Raw genomic sequence first — 13,200 nt, forward strand, 5'->3', positions numbered from 1 at the left:
CAGGGATGGCGCAGGGCCTGTGGGAGCGGGTTTACCCGCGAAGCGACCGCTTCACGCGCCTCAGAACGGCGCCGGGCACTCGAACTTCAGGCGCTCCCCGGACACCGGGTGGGTAAAGCTCAGCATCGAGGCATGCAGGCACAGCCGCTCATGGGCCGCCAGCGCCTCGGGGTTGGCGTACAGCCGGTCGCCCAGCAGCGGGTGGCCGATCGACAACATGTGCACGCGCAACTGGTGCGAACGCCCGGTGATCGGGGTCAGCTCCACCCGGCAGTGGTCGGCGCAACGCTCGAGCACGCGCCAGAAGGTCAGGGCATGCTTGCCGTGCTCGTGGTCCACCACATGGCGCGGCTTGGTCGGCGGGTCGTAGCGCAGGGGCAGGTCGATGCTGCCGCTGTCCAACGCCGGCTGGCCCCAGCACAGGGCGGTGTAGGCCTTCTCGGTCTCGCGGTCATGGAACTGGCGCGACAGCTCGCGATGGCTGTCGGCATCGCGGGCCAGCAGGATGATGCCGGAGGTCTCCCAGTCCAGGCGATGGACGATCAGGGCATCGGGGTAGCCGTTTTCCTGCAGGCGGGTGATCAGGCAGTCCTTGTTGTCCTCGGCGCGGCCCGGCACCGACAGCAGCAGGGTGGGCTTGTTGACCACCAGGATGGCGTCGTCTTCGAAGAGGATCTGGATGTTCGACAGCGGCATTGCATGTTCCCTGGGGAGACGGTGTAGACCACAGGGGCCGCTTCACGGCCCTTTCGCGGCACAAGGCCGCTCCTACAGGTACGGTGCAATGCCTGTAGGAGCGGCCTTGTGCCGCGAAAGGGCTGCAAAGCGGCCCCTGTGCGATGGATCAGCGATCAGGCAGGGTGATGTTCAGCTCCAGGATCGAGCAGCTACCCTGGTTCTCGAGTTCGATATGCACGTCGTCGCTGCCGATGTTCACATACTTGCGGATCACTTCCAGCAGCTCTTTCTGCAGGGCAGGCAGGTAATCCGGTTCGCTGCGCTGGCCGCGTTCGTGCGCCACGATGATCTGTAGACGCTCTTTCGCTACCGACGCGCTGCTTTGTTTCTGTCTGCCACGAAAGAAGTCAAAAAGGTTCATGGTTTACTTGCCTCCAAACAGGCGCGCGAAGAATCCTTGCTTCTGCACATCGATGAACCGCAGTGGCTTCTCTTTGCCCAGCAGGCGGTCGACGGTGTCGCTGTACGCCTGGCCGGCATCGCTCTGGTCGTCGAGGATGACCGGGATGCCCTGGTTGGAGGCCTTGAGCACGGCCTGGGATTCGGGAATCACACCCTTGAGCTTGATCGCCAGGATCTCTTCGACGTCGGCGATGCTGAGCATCTCGCCTTTCTCGACGCGCTCAGGGTGATAACGGGTGATCAGCAGGTGTTCCTTGATCGGCTCCTCGCCGTTCTCGGAGCGGCGCGACTTGCTCGACAGGATGCCCAGCATGCGGTCGGAGTCACGGACCGAGGACACTTCCGGGTTGGTCACGACGATGGCCTCGTCGGCGAAGTACATCGCCAGGTGGGCGCCTTTCTCGATGCCGGCCGGGGAGTCGCAGATGACGAAGTCGAAGGTTTCCTTGAGCTCCATCAGCACCTTCTCGACGCCTTCCTGGGTCAGGGCGTCCTTGTCGCGGGTCTGGCTGGCGGCCAGCACGAACAGGTTCTCCAGGCGCTTGTCCTTGATCAGGGCCTGCTGCAGGTTGGCCTCGCCGTTGACCACGTTGACGAAGTCGTACACCACGCGGCGCTCGCAGCCCATGATCAGGTCGAGGTTACGCAGGCCGACGTCGAAGTCGACGATGACAGTCTTGTAGCCGCGCAGAGCGAGGCCGGTACCGATGGCGGCGCTGGTGGTGGTCTTGCCCACACCCCCCTTGCCGGAAGTAACCACGAGAATCTTGGCCAAGGTGTTTCACCCCTAAATAAATGGGACAGCGGTCCCTGCAAATACGAAAAACGGCAACAAGAAAAAAGTTGCGCTAAAAATGCCGGCAAGTATCCGTTAAAGACGGGTGATGTTCAACACATCGCCAGACAGGCTGATCTGCACGCCAGCCCCCCACAGCGGGTCGCGACGCAGGTCCTCGCAGACCTTGTACTGGCCGGCGATGGAGACCATCTCCGCGGTCATCTGCTGGCAGAAGATGCGCGCCCGGGTATTGCCCTTGATGCCCGCCAGTGCGCGGCCACGCATGGCGCCGTACACATGGATGTTGCCATCGGCGAGAAGTTCCGCACCCGGGCTGACCGAGGCGGTCACCACCAGGTCGCCGCCCTGGGCGTAGATCTGCTGGCCGCCGCGCACCGGCGCGGTGATGATGCGGGTGGGGCGCACTTCGGGTTCGGCCGGCGCTGGTGGCGGCGTAGGGGCGGGCTCGGGCTTCTTCACCTCGGGCTCCGGTTCCAGCGGCCGCTCGCGGGCACCGGAGGGTGGCAGCACCGGCAGGTCGATGGCGATCGCCGCGGCGATGTCTTCGATGCGGCTGGCGCGCACGGCCAGGGTGCGCAGGCCGTGGTGGCGGCAAACGCGCATCAAGCCGGGCAGGTCGATGGCGCCGCCGTCGGCCGACAGCTTGTCCAGCGCCAGCACCAACGGCGTGTTACTGAAGAAATTGGGGGCCTGGGCCACTTTCGCCGCCAGTTGCAGGTCGAGGGCTTCGAGGTCGTTGCGCGCCAGTTCCAGCACGGTGATGGCAAGCATGCTGCCTTTGAGCTGGAATACGGGGGCGGTGTCGGAGGTCTGGTTGAGGCTCATGGTCTGCATAGACGGCTTGTTGCGAAAAAAGTGCCCTGACTTATAACGATAAGACCCGTTGGCCGCAACCGCGGGCGAACCGATGTAGAATGCCCACCTTTGTCTTTCCGGAAGCTTCAATGGAACGCCCGCGTTTTCGACTTTATTTCCTTCACCCTCGGTTCTGGGGCCTGTGGCTGGGCCTGGGCCTGCTGTGGCTGGTGGCGCAGCTGCCGTACCGTGCGTTGCTGTGCCTGGGCTGTGCCCTGGGCGCGCTGATGTACCGGGTCGCCGGTGAACGTCGGCGCATCGCCGCGCGCAACCTGGAGCTGTGTTTCCCCGAGCTTTCCGGCGACGAACGGCAGCGCCTGCTCAAGGAAAACTTCGCCTCCACCGGCATCGCCTTCTTCGAAATGGCCATGAGCTGGTGGTGGCCCAAGCCACGCCTGGCGCGGCTGGCCCACATCGAGGGCCTGGAGCACCTGCAGGCCGCCCAACGCGAAGGCCAGGGTGCGATCCTCATGGCCGTGCACTTCACCACCCTGGAGATCGGCGCTGCACTGCTGGGCCAGGCCCATACCATCGACGGCATGTACCGTGAGCATGGCAACCCATTGTTCGACTACATCCAGCGCCGTGGCCGCGAGCGTCACAACCTCGACTCGCTGGCCGTGGAGCGCGAGGACGTGCGCGGCATGCTCAAGCTGCTGCGCGGCGGTCGGGCGATCTGGTACGCCCCGGACCAGGACTACGGTGCCAAGCAGAGCCTGTTCGTGCCGTTGTTCGGCATCCCGGCGGCGACCGTCACCGCCACCACCAAATTCGCCCGCCTGGGCAAGGCCCAGGTGATCCCCTTCACCCAGAAGCGCCTGGAGGATGGCAGCGGCTACCGCCTGGTGGTCCATCCGCCGCTTGAGGGCTTCCCGGGCGAGACCGAAGAGGCCGACTGCCTGCGCATCAACCAGTGGGTGGAGAGCGTGTTGCGCGAATGTCCCGAGCAATACCTGTGGGCGCACCGCCGCTTCAAGTCGCGCCCGCCAGGAGAGCCGCGGCTGTATGACAAGAAAAAGCGCTGACAGGTGATTCGTCTGCCTTGCCCCTATGGCCGGCAGGACATCCCTTCCAGGAGAACTTCATGGCTCCACCCCGCACCACCGGCCTGATCCTCTCCGGCGGCGGCGCCCGGGCCGCCTACCAGGTCGGTGTACTGGCGGGCATCGCCGAGCTGTTGCCGTCGGGTGCGGCCAACCCGTTCCCGGTGATCGTCGGCACCTCCGCCGGCGCCATCAATGCCGTCACCTTGGCCAGCGGCGCCACGCGTTTCACCGAGGCGGTGCAGCGCCTGACCACCTTCTGGCAGCACTTTCGCAGCCACCTGGTATTGCGCAGCGACTGGCCAGGGGTGATCCGCCAGGCCAGCCGTTTCGTCAGCCACAGCCTGCTGGGCATTGGCGGCCAGGTGCCGGTGGCGCTGCTGGACAGCAGCCCGCTGCGCACCCTCCTGCAGTCGCATCTGGACCTGGACGGCATCGCCCATTCCCTGGCGGCCGAGCAGTTGCGTGCGGTGGCCATCACCGCCTTCGGCTACGAATCGGGCCAGGCGGTAACGTTCTACCAAGGGCGCGGAACCATCGAACCCTGGCTGCGTCATCGGCGCATCGGCGTGCCCACTTCGTTGACCATCGACCATCTGCTGGCCAGCTCGGCGATCCCGTTGCTGTTCGCCCCGGTCAAGCTCGACGAGGAGTACTTCGGCGACGGTGCGGTGCGCCAATCGGCACCGATCAGCCCGGCGCTGCACTTGGGCGCCAGCCGGGTGCTGGTGGTCGGCGTCAGTGGCAACCCCCAGCGGCCATCGGCACCCATGCCGGCCCAGCGCGTCTTCAGCGGCCAGCAGCCGAGCCTTGCGCAGATCGGCGCGCACATGCTCAACAGCACTTTCATCGATAGCCTGGAAGACGACATCGAGCTGCTCCAGCGGCTCAACCACCTGAGCCACCTGATCCCCGCGCACCTGGATGCCCGGCGCCTGGGGCTGGCGCCGATCGAGGTGCTGGTGGTGGCGCCCAGCCAACCGCTGGACGAAATCGCCGCCCGCCACCGGCGCGAACTGCCGGCGGCGCTGCGCGTGTTCCTGCGCGGCCCGGGCGCCACCCGCACCAGCGGGGCAGGGGTGCTCAGCTACCTGCTGTTCGAAGCCAGCTATTGCAGCGAGCTGATCGAGCTGGGACGCAAGGATGCCTTGGCCAAGCGACGGGAGCTGTGCCAGTTCCTGGGCCTTTGAGTTCGCCGTAGCAAGCATTGGCGCTCGAACTCACCGGCACCACCTGCCTCAGATCAGCCCCGTCACTCGGCAATCTGCAGCTTGCGCGCCTGGGTATACACGTACCGCACCTTCTCGTACTCGAACGGCGAATTGAGCTGCCCATAACGGAAGTTGGTGCTGTAGCGCTTGTCCACCGCGCGCAGCACGGTGATCTCCGGGTGATCGCTGCTGGCCTCGGCCACGTTGAGGAAGTTCGCCTCGCGCTCGCCCACGTAGTCCACGGCCAGCCCCGCGGTATCGCGCAGGTTCGAAGGCCCGAGGATCGGCAACATGATGTACGGACCATCGGGCACGCCGTAGAAGCCCAGGGTCTGGCCGAAGTCCTCGCTCTGGCGTGGCAGGCCCATCTTGGTCGCCGGGTCCCACAAACCGCCCACGCCGATGATGGTGTTGAACATCAGGCGGGCGGTGATCTCTGCCGAACGCTTGGCCTTGAGCTGCAGGATACTGTTGAACAAGTTGGGCACGTCGCCCAGGTTGTTGAAGAAGTTGGTCACCCCGGTGCGCACGAAGCGCGGGGTGACGTAGCGGTAGCCGTCGACCACCGGCAGCATCACCCATTGGTCGAAGCGGTAGTTGAAGTGGTAGATGCGCCGGTTCATCGACTCCAGCGGGTCGTACACGTTCAGGGCGGTGAGCGTCGAGCGCTCGAACTCGCGCTGGTCCAGCCCTGGGTTGAATTTCAGCTCGCGCAGCGGGTCGAGAAAGCCGTCGGCTTCGGCCGTAGGCGCGGGCTTGTCGGCTTCGACCACGCTGGTGCGTGGCGCGGTTTCGGCCGCCAGGGCATTGCCGGCGGCGAGCAGGGCGGTGACGAGCAGCAGTTTGTTAACCACGGAAGAACTCCAGCATCGCGTCGCTGTTGACGCGGTAGTTGAGGTTGCCGCAATGGCCGCCATGGGGATACAGGGTCAGGCGATCGCCGAACACCTTGCGCAGGAAGCCGATGTCGCCAGGGCCGAGGATCACATCGTCGGCGTTGTGCATCACGGCGACCTTCGGGCTCTCGCGCAGGTAGTCGGCCAGGGCGTACAGGCTGACCTGGTCGATCAACTGCAACACGCTGCCGCCGTCGGTGCGGGCGCGCCACATGGGGATCACCTGCTCGGTGATGTAGCACTCGAAGTCGCATTGCAGGGCACGCTTGAAGAACGGCGTGAGGCTGCTGCCTTCGGTGATCGGGTACTTGGGTGGGGTGATCAGGCCACGGTTGTTGACCAGGTCCGAGGTGAAGGCGATGTCGGCCGCCGAGAAGCGGAACGAGGTGCCGATGAGCATGGCCATCTGTTCGTTGGACAGGTGCTGACGCGACTTCTGGAAGTCATAAAGCAACGCCTCGTTGAGGTCGATGTAGCCTTTCTGCTGGAAGTACAGGGTCAGTTTTTCCAGCATCAGTTCGTAGAACGTGGTGCTGTGGTCGATGCCCTTCACGCGGGTCTGCACCAGTTTGTCCAGGTTGCTGACCGAGGTGTAGAGGTTGACCGGCGGGTTGAGCAACAGCACACGCTTGAAGTTGAAGCTGCGCCGGGTTTCGTCCAGGTGGCTGACGAAAGCCGCATCGAGGGCGCCGAGGCTGTAGCCGGTGAGGTGGAACTCGCTGACTGGCAGGCGCGGGTGCTGGGCGCGCACGGCCTGCATCACCCGGTACAGGTCCTCGGCATCGTCCTGGGTGATGCCGGGGGTGGCGAAGCGCGAGGCGGCGCTCATGAAGTCCCAGCTGGTGGGCGAGGACAACTGCACCACATGGAAGCCCGCCTGGTAGAACAGCTTCTTCAGGTATTCATTGATGGTGCTGGAGTAAGGGGCCCCGGTGCCGGCGATGATGAAGATCAGCGGGGCCTCATGGTCCTGGTAGGCCAGGCGGTACTTGAGCTTCTTCACCGGCCAGAAGTTGTCGGGCAGGGTGAAGGCCCGCTCCGGGCGCAGGTTGAGGCTGTAGTCGGACTGGCTGATGTCCTCGTCGCTGGGCAGGGTAGGGCGCTGCTCCGGCGGCGTGGTGGCGATGGTCGCCTCGAACGGGTTGGTCAGCGGGTAGCCATAGCTCGCGGCGTCAATATCCTGCGCCGAAGCGGCCGCAGCCAGGAGCAGGCCACCGAACAGGGCAGCGAGGCGCAAGGGTCGAAGCATGGGATCCCCCAAAAAGTACATAAGGCAAAGCGCTATCTAGGACCATGGTTGGCCCGGCAAAGTTGCCTGGCACCCCACTGTTTGTTGCACAAGATAGTGCCGCGACTGTCTACGGCGCGGCAATGGAGTTCATTCGAACATAGCTGCAACTCACGTGTTTTGCCTTGCGTGGCGCTGCAGGCCGATTATGCTGGCGGCACGTTTCGACCTTTGGAGGCTGTCATGTCCCGTGCGTTGCCCATCGTTGTCATGCTGCTGTTCCTGGCTCTGTGGCTGGCGGCTAGTTATGGCGTGCGCTATGGGCTGATGGAGGATGGCCGTTGGGTGGGGCTGTGCAGCGTGCCGGGGGAATACTGGCAATGCCAGGCCCGCTCGCTGTTGGGCCTGGGCATTCATCACCAAGTGTTGGGGTGGGCAGCGTTGGGCATCTCGCTTTTGGCACAGGTGATACCGGGACGCGGTGGTTGGTGGCTGGCGCTGCTGGGGCTGCTCTTCGGCCTGCCGGCGCTAGTGCTGTATACCGCGAGTCTTGCGGTGTTCGCAGTGGTGTTGGCGGGGTTGCGGTTGGTCAGGCAGTCGGCCTGAAGCAAGCCTGTGCCCTTCCTGTGCGGGCTTGCCCCGCGATTGCATGCTCACGCCTTTCGCAGGCTGCGCCACAACGCCGCGACCATCATCGCGCTCACGATCGCCCAGCCCCACGCCTGCTGGCTCATCAGCCCTTCGATGAACAGCTGCGGCGCGATCCCCGCTCCGACGATGAACGCCAGCAAGGCCACTTCCGCCCGCGGCGCCGCCACCGGCCGCAGCAGGTAGACCAACGCCGGCAGCACCAGCGCCGATGTAGGGAAGCTGCGATAACGTGCATCGAACACCATCGCCAGCATGCTCACGGCTGCCGCGAAACCTGCCGCCAGCAGCCACCACCCCGCCCGTTGCTCGAGCCAGGCGAACAAGCGCTGACGCCAGCCATCACGCGCCGCCAAGGCCAGCGCCCCATGAGCCAGCACCACCAGGTTCAACCCCGCCAACCCAGCCGCCCACACCCATTCGGCGGCAAAGCGGGCGTGGGTGCGCATCAGCTCGCCCCACAACCCCAGGCTGGCTGCGCCTACTGCCGCCAGCAGCGGCAACGCCAGCGCTGCACGCCGGTTCGCGGGCTGGCCGGCCAGCCACAAGGTGAACAGCATCAAGCCAGCCCCAGCCAGCCACCATTGGCGCCAGTAAGGCAGGTTGCTCACCGGGCCTTCGAGCACGCCCTTGTCCTGCCGGTCGGCGTCGTACAGCCCCCAATAACCACCCACCGCCCCTTCGCTGGCGCGTTTCCAGGGCTGGTCGAACGCCTCGATCAGGTTGTAGCGCCAGCCATTGGCCTCGGCCAGGGCGACGAAGCCACGAATGAAGCGCGCCTCGTTGGCCCGGCTCGGCACGGCGGTCTCGCGCTGGCGGCCTTCGCTGGGCCAGCCGGTTTCGCCGATGAGGATGTCCTTGGGGGCGAAGCGCTCGCCGAACACCCGGCGCACCTCGGCCACATGGGCAAGGGCGTCATCGATGCCGCGCGGGTCGTCCTCCCAGTAGGGCAGCAAGTGGATGGTCAGGAAGTCCACCGCCGGGGCCACCTGGGGATGCTGCAGCCAGAACTCCCAGACATCGGCGTAGGTCACCGGGACCTTCACCTGGCTTTTCACCCGGGCGATCAGGCCGGCCAGGCGTTCGCCGGTCACTTCCTTGCGCAGCAACGCCTCGTTGCCGACGATCACTGCAGTGACCACGTCGGGGTTGGCGTTGGCCGAGGCGATCAAGGCGTCGACTTCCTTGTCGGTGTCCACCGGGTTGGCGTTGACCCAGGCGCCGAGCATCACCTTCAACCCGTGCTTGCGGGCCAGGGCCGGAATGGCCTCCAGGCCGGTCATCGAGTAGGTGCGGATGCATTGGAATCGCTCGGCGAGCAGGGCCAGGTCGGCATCCATGCGTGCCGGGCGCAGGCGAAACGGCTGGTCGAACGGCGACTGGTCCTTGTCGAACGGGGTGTAGGAGGCGCACTGCAGCTTGTGTGTCGAGCTGGCCGCGTCGGGTAGGTGAACCGGCCTGCCGAGCCCGTACCAGAGCGCGCCGAGCCCGGCCAGGGCCAGCAGGCAGGCGAGCAGGTACACAGGCAGCAGGCGGGTGGCACGGGGCATCGGGCGGTCCATCATCGGCGGCAAAAGGCTAGATGATAGCTGCAAACGCTCTAGATCAGGCATCTACCATGCAAGGATCACGCAGGGTAGGGAAAAGCTGGCGCACTGATGGCGAAGTGCTGTCGCTGATCGTTCGATAAAGGTCGCGCACAGAGCAGGTCAGCTATTGTGTGAGGTTGATGATGCAACTTCCGAGACCTGACGAGGGGATGCTTTGATGAAAATGCGACGTTTCCTGGGAGTGGGTGCAGCCCTGGTATTGGCCATGAGCGCTGCGCAGGCAATGGCCAAAGAAGTAAGCATTGGTTACGTGGATGGTTGGTCCGACAGTGTGGCGACCACCTTCGTGGCCGCCGAAGTGATCAAGCAGAAACTCGGTTATGACGTGGACCTCAAGCCCGTCGCCACCGGCATCATGTGGCAGGGGGTGGCCACCGGCAAGCTCGACGCCATGCTGTCGGCCTGGCTGCCGGTCACCCACGGGGAATACTGGGGCAAGAACAAGGACAAGGTGGTCGACTACGGCCCTAACTTCAAGGATGCCAAGATCGGCCTGATCGTGCCTGAGTATGTCAAGGCCGCGAGCATTGCCGACCTCAAGACCGACGAAAGCTTCAAGCACAAGATCGTCGGCATCGACGCCGGCTCCGGTGTGATGCTCAAGACCGACCAGGCCATCAAGGACTACGCCCTGGACGGCTACAAGCTGCAGGCAAGCTCCGGCGCGGCGATGACCGCGGAGCTGGGTCGTGCCTATGCCAAGCAGCAGTCCATTGCCGTGACCGGCTGGGTGCCGCACTGGATGTTCGCCAAGTGGAAACTCAAGTTCCTCGAAGATCCGAAGGGCGTCTATGGCGCCGCCGAGACCGTCAACAGCATCGGCAGCAAGGAGCTGGCGAGCAAGGCACCGGAAGTGGCCGAGTTCCTGAAGAACTTCCACTGGAACTCCAAGGATGAGATCGGCGAAGTCATGCTGGCCATCCAGGAAGGCGCCAAACCCGAAGCTGCTGCCAAGGACTGGGTCGCCAAGCACCCTGACCGCGTGAAGGAGTGGACCGGCAAGTAATCGGTCTGGGGCTGCTGTGCAGCCCCATCGCGGGACAAGCCCGCTCCTACAGGTACGGCGTCGCTCTCACACGCAGCGCCAGGCCTGATGCAGCCCCATCGCGGGTACAGGTACAGTGTCGCTCTCACAGGCAGCGGTGATCCTGTAGGAGCGGGCTTGTCCCGCGATGGGGCCCTCACAGCCACATCGCATCCCAGTGGGAATACGCGCCTATCCTGTCGACCAAGCCTGCCCTTAGAGGATTGGCAATGATGTAACGCGCCACCTGGCGCACATCCTCTTCTCTGCGCAGCGCCCGGTCATGATACCCAGGCTGCCAGATCCGCTCACAATGCCCGGCCTCGTACAACGTTCTGCTGCTGCGCGACTTGAACCTGCGCATCAAGGTGCACAGCGTCACGGATTTCAATTCGATCAACCAGTGGAGATGATCAGGCATGACGACCCAGGCCAGGGAATCGCAGGCCTGTTCTTTTTCGGCCTGCCGCAGTTGGTGCACTACCAGGCGCGCTGAGTTGAAGTCTCGAAAAAGCGGTTTGCGCGCGTGGGTGGCGGTGGTCAGCAGGTAGAGCCTACCTGGCTCGGAGAAGCGCCCGCGGCGCAACAGCCGGGCGTGGGGACGATCCATGTCGGCTTCCTTGAGAAATTGTCTGCTATTCAATGTAGTTCGCTGAAGAAATATGACTTGTCCGAATTCATTGCTGGATGTGCCGGCCCTATCGCGGGACAAGCTGAACTGGCCTAATGATTTTGGACACCTTCTTCGGGCGCTATGATGGCGCCCAATTGGAGGCAAAATCAGTGCGCAAGTCTTATTCGAGAGAACACAAAATCCGAGCAGCTGAAATGGTGCTGGATGCCGGCCAGTCGGTTCCTGAGGTATGCGAAATCCTCGGGATTGGCCGCACAGCTCTTCGTCGTTGGGTTGAGCAGGTAAGGCAGGAGAGAGAGGGCAAGGTGCCGGCTGGAGCCAAAGCCATCACTCCGGAGCAGCAACGTATTGAAGAGCTGGAAGCGCTGGTTCGTCAAAAGGATCGGGATATCGAAATCCTAAAAAAGGCCAGTGCTCTCCTGCTTCGGGACTCCAAAGATCGTTCTCGCTGATCAACGAGCTGAGTGAGCAATATGGTGTTGTCGACTGCTGTCGCGTGCTTGGGGTCAAACGCAGCAGTTTCTATGCATGGCGCAAACGCCAAGGGCGTGAGAATCCCGGCAGGGATGCTCTACGCTCGCGTGTAATCGATCGTTTTAAGGCGTCACGAAGCTCTGCCGGTTCACGCACGTTGATGCAGGAGCTGCGGCGTGAAGGCCATGAGATTGGGCGTTACAAAGTGCGTGCGCTTATGCGTGAAGCTGGCCTGAAATGCCGGCAGCGTAGACCGCACCGGTATCGGTCATCCGGCACGGAAGCATTGATTGCGGAAAACCAACTGAAGCGAAACTTCAAAGTTTCGACAATCAACGAGGTTTGGTGTGGCGATGTAACTTATATCCAGGTTGGCAGGCGTTGGCTGTATTTAGCCGCAGTAATCGACTTGTATGCACGCCGAGTCGTGGGCTGGGCGTTTTCAATGACTGCCGATGCCAGGCTGGCCTGTGACGCGCTGCGTATGGCGTCTGAGTCCAGGGGCAGGCCTGCGGGCGTGATGTTTCATTCAGATCAAGGCTGCCAGTACACCAGCCACAAATTCAGGTCTGTGCTTGAAGAGTGCAGCCTGAAGCAGAGCATGAGCCACCGTGGCCAATGCTGGGACAACGCCGCCATGGAGCGATTCTTTGGGGCATTGAAATCAGAATGGGTGCCACCAGGAGGCTATGAGTCCGAATCTGAAGCCAAGGCCGACATCATGGCTTATTTGGTGCGCTACAACCTCAAGCGCCTCCACAGCTACAACGGCTACGAGACCCCGGTAGCCATGGAGGAAAAGCTCAGGGCAGCGGCATGAACCTTAACCGGTGTCCAAAATTACTTGACCAGATCAAGCCCGCTCCTACACGGGCAGCGCCAGGCCTGATGCAGGCCCATCGCGGGACAAGCCCGCTCCTACAGGTACAGTGTCGCTCTCACGGGCAGCGGTGATTCTGTGGGAGCGGGCTTGTCCCGCGATGGGGCCCTCACAGCCACATCGCATCCCAGTGGGAGTACGCGCCTATCCTGTCGACCAAGCCTGCCCTTAGAGGATTGGCAATGATGTAACGCGCCACCTGGCGCACATCCTCTTCTCTGCGCAGCGCCCGGTCATGATACCCAGGCTGCCAGATCCGCTCACGATGCCCGGCCTCGTACAACGTTCTGCTGCTGCGCGACTTGAACCTGCGCATCAAGGTGCACAGCGTCACGGATTTCAATTCGATCAACCAGTGGAGATGATCAGGCATGACGACCCAGGCCAGGGAATCGCAGGCCTGTTCTTTTTCGGCCTGCCGCAGTTGGCGCACTACCAGGCGCGCTGAGTTGAAGTCTCGAAAAAGCGGTTTGCGCGCGTGGGTGGCGGTGGTCAGCAGGTAGAGCCTACCTGGCTCGGAGAAGCGCCCGCGGCGCAACAGCCGGGCGTGGGGACGATCCATGTCGGCTTCCTTGAGAAATTGTCTGCTATTCAATGTAGTTCGCTGAAGAAATATGACTTGTCCGAATTCATTGCTGGATGTGCCGGCCCTATCGCGGGACAAGCCCGCTCCTACACGGGCAGCGGTGATCCTGTGGGAGCGGGCTTGTCCCGCGATGGTGCCGGTAGCGGCACCGCGCCTCACAGGTTGTTACCGA

General features: G+C 63.5%; 15 protein-coding genes. 6 read left to right on the top strand and 9 right to left on the bottom strand.

Annotation, left to right across the window (positions count from 1 at the left end):
* Positions 1-60: 60 nt before the first annotated feature.
* The 4 genes from K8374_RS05845 to minC all read right to left on the bottom strand — a co-directional run bounded on the left by K8374_RS05845 (position 61) and on the right by minC (position 2,773).
* Positions 61-696, bottom strand: a complete 636-nt coding sequence (locus K8374_RS05845; protein WP_224458270.1) for an RluA family pseudouridine synthase — start codon at positions 694-696, stop codon at positions 61-63.
* A 148-nt stretch (positions 697-844) separates the two neighbouring features.
* Positions 845-1,099 (bottom strand): cell division topological specificity factor MinE, encoded by a 255-nt coding sequence (minE, locus tag K8374_RS05850; protein ID WP_043206650.1) that lies wholly within the window; start codon positions 1,097-1,099, stop codon positions 845-847.
* A gap of 3 nt (positions 1,100-1,102) precedes the next feature.
* Positions 1,103-1,915: a septum site-determining protein MinD gene (minD, locus tag K8374_RS05855; RefSeq protein WP_084854875.1), complete on the bottom strand. Its 813-nt coding sequence runs from the start codon at positions 1,913-1,915 to the stop codon at positions 1,103-1,105.
* A gap of 96 nt (positions 1,916-2,011) precedes the next feature.
* Positions 2,012-2,773: a septum site-determining protein MinC gene (gene minC / locus K8374_RS05860; RefSeq protein ID WP_224458271.1), complete on the bottom strand. Its 762-nt coding sequence runs from the start codon at positions 2,771-2,773 to the stop codon at positions 2,012-2,014.
* Between the two features lie 110 nt (positions 2,774-2,883).
* On the opposite strand from minC, the gene K8374_RS05865 reads away from it, so the two are divergent.
* Both K8374_RS05865 and K8374_RS05870 read left to right on the top strand, forming a co-directional pair.
* A complete protein-coding gene (locus tag K8374_RS05865) occupies positions 2,884-3,819 on the top strand; it encodes a lipid A biosynthesis lauroyl acyltransferase (protein ID WP_224458272.1) in 936 nt (311 codons plus the stop codon).
* Positions 3,820-3,878: 59 nt separating this feature from the next.
* Entirely contained in the window at positions 3,879-5,027 is a 1,149-nt protein-coding gene (locus K8374_RS05870) for a patatin-like phospholipase family protein (RefSeq protein ID WP_224458273.1), read from the top strand.
* Between the two features lie 62 nt (positions 5,028-5,089).
* On the opposite strand, the gene K8374_RS05875 is transcribed toward K8374_RS05870, so the two are convergent.
* On the bottom strand, positions 5,090-5,902 hold the full coding sequence (locus K8374_RS05875; RefSeq protein ID WP_143515163.1) for a VacJ family lipoprotein: 813 nt from the start codon (positions 5,900-5,902) through the stop codon (positions 5,090-5,092).
* Positions 5,895-7,193, bottom strand: a complete 1,299-nt coding sequence (locus K8374_RS05880; RefSeq protein WP_084854880.1) for a serine/threonine protein kinase — start codon at positions 7,191-7,193, stop codon at positions 5,895-5,897. The genes K8374_RS05875 and K8374_RS05880 overlap by 8 nt, the downstream gene beginning before the upstream one ends.
* Positions 7,194-7,415: 222 nt before the next feature.
* On the opposite strand from K8374_RS05880, the gene K8374_RS05885 reads away from it, so the two are divergent.
* On the top strand, positions 7,416-7,778 hold the full coding sequence (locus K8374_RS05885; protein ID WP_224458274.1) for a hypothetical protein: 363 nt from the start codon (positions 7,416-7,418) through the stop codon (positions 7,776-7,778).
* A gap of 47 nt (positions 7,779-7,825) precedes the next feature.
* Here K8374_RS05885 and K8374_RS05890 read toward each other — a convergent pair whose 3' ends face one another.
* Positions 7,826-9,382 carry a beta (1-6) glucans synthase gene (locus K8374_RS05890; RefSeq protein ID WP_224459278.1) on the bottom strand — a complete coding sequence of 519 codons (1,557 nt, stop codon included), beginning with the start codon at positions 9,380-9,382 and terminating at the stop codon, positions 7,826-7,828.
* Between the two features lie 205 nt (positions 9,383-9,587).
* Here K8374_RS05890 and K8374_RS05895 point away from each other — a divergent pair, with 205 nt between their 5' ends.
* Positions 9,588-10,436 (top strand): glycine betaine ABC transporter substrate-binding protein, encoded by an 849-nt coding sequence (locus tag K8374_RS05895; protein ID WP_224458275.1) that lies wholly within the window; start codon positions 9,588-9,590, stop codon positions 10,434-10,436.
* 175 nt (positions 10,437-10,611) lie between these two features.
* On the opposite strand, the gene K8374_RS05900 is transcribed toward K8374_RS05895, so the two are convergent.
* On the bottom strand, positions 10,612-11,064 hold the full coding sequence (locus tag K8374_RS05900; protein WP_224458276.1) for an REP-associated tyrosine transposase: 453 nt from the start codon (positions 11,062-11,064) through the stop codon (positions 10,612-10,614).
* Positions 11,065-11,180: 116 nt separating this feature from the next.
* Here K8374_RS05900 and K8374_RS05905 point away from each other — a divergent pair, with 116 nt between their 5' ends.
* Together K8374_RS05905 and K8374_RS05910 are read left to right on the top strand one after the other, a co-directional pair.
* The gene (locus K8374_RS05905) at positions 11,181-11,540 is read left to right on the top strand and encodes a transposase (protein ID WP_224456644.1); all 360 of its coding nucleotides are present in this window, start codon (positions 11,181-11,183) and stop codon (positions 11,538-11,540) included.
* A gap of 8 nt (positions 11,541-11,548) precedes the next feature.
* Entirely contained in the window at positions 11,549-12,382 is an 834-nt protein-coding gene (locus K8374_RS05910; protein ID WP_263498532.1) for an IS3 family transposase, read from the top strand.
* Positions 12,383-12,551: 169 nt separating this feature from the next.
* Here the strand turns inward: K8374_RS05910 and K8374_RS05915 are convergent, their stop codons facing one another.
* Entirely contained in the window at positions 12,552-13,004 is a 453-nt protein-coding gene (locus K8374_RS05915; protein WP_224458277.1) for an REP-associated tyrosine transposase, read from the bottom strand.
* Between the last annotated feature and the right edge of the window lie 196 nt (positions 13,005-13,200).

This window comes from Pseudomonas sp. p1(2021b) (genome assembly GCF_020151015.1).
Lineage (GTDB): Bacteria > Pseudomonadota > Gammaproteobacteria > Pseudomonadales > Pseudomonadaceae > Aquipseudomonas > Aquipseudomonas putida_K.

Coding starts and splice junctions, on each gene's coding strand:
- K8374_RS05845 (WP_224458270.1), bottom strand. CDS start 696: ATGCCGCTGTCGAACATCCAGATCCTCTTCGAAGACGACGCCATCCTG.
- minE (WP_043206650.1), bottom strand. CDS start 1,099: ATGAACCTTTTTGACTTCTTTCGTGGCAGACAGAAACAAAGCAGCGCG.
- minC (WP_224458271.1), bottom strand. CDS start 2,773: ATGCAGACCATGAGCCTCAACCAGACCTCCGACACCGCCCCCGTATTC.
- K8374_RS05865 (WP_224458272.1), top strand. CDS start 2,884: ATGGAACGCCCGCGTTTTCGACTTTATTTCCTTCACCCTCGGTTCTGG.
- K8374_RS05870 (WP_224458273.1), top strand. CDS start 3,879: ATGGCTCCACCCCGCACCACCGGCCTGATCCTCTCCGGCGGCGGCGCC.
- K8374_RS05880 (WP_084854880.1), bottom strand. CDS start 7,193: ATGCTTCGACCCTTGCGCCTCGCTGCCCTGTTCGGTGGCCTGCTCCTG.
- K8374_RS05885 (WP_224458274.1), top strand. CDS start 7,416: ATGTCCCGTGCGTTGCCCATCGTTGTCATGCTGCTGTTCCTGGCTCTG.
- K8374_RS05890 (WP_224459278.1), bottom strand. CDS start 9,382: ATGGACCGCCCGATGCCCCGTGCCACCCGCCTGCTGCCTGTGTACCTG.
- K8374_RS05895 (WP_224458275.1), top strand. CDS start 9,588: ATGAAAATGCGACGTTTCCTGGGAGTGGGTGCAGCCCTGGTATTGGCC.
- K8374_RS05900 (WP_224458276.1), bottom strand. CDS start 11,064: ATGGATCGTCCCCACGCCCGGCTGTTGCGCCGCGGGCGCTTCTCCGAG.
- K8374_RS05905 (WP_224456644.1), top strand. CDS start 11,181: ATGATTTTGGACACCTTCTTCGGGCGCTATGATGGCGCCCAATTGGAG.
- K8374_RS05915 (WP_224458277.1), bottom strand. CDS start 13,004: ATGGATCGTCCCCACGCCCGGCTGTTGCGCCGCGGGCGCTTCTCCGAG.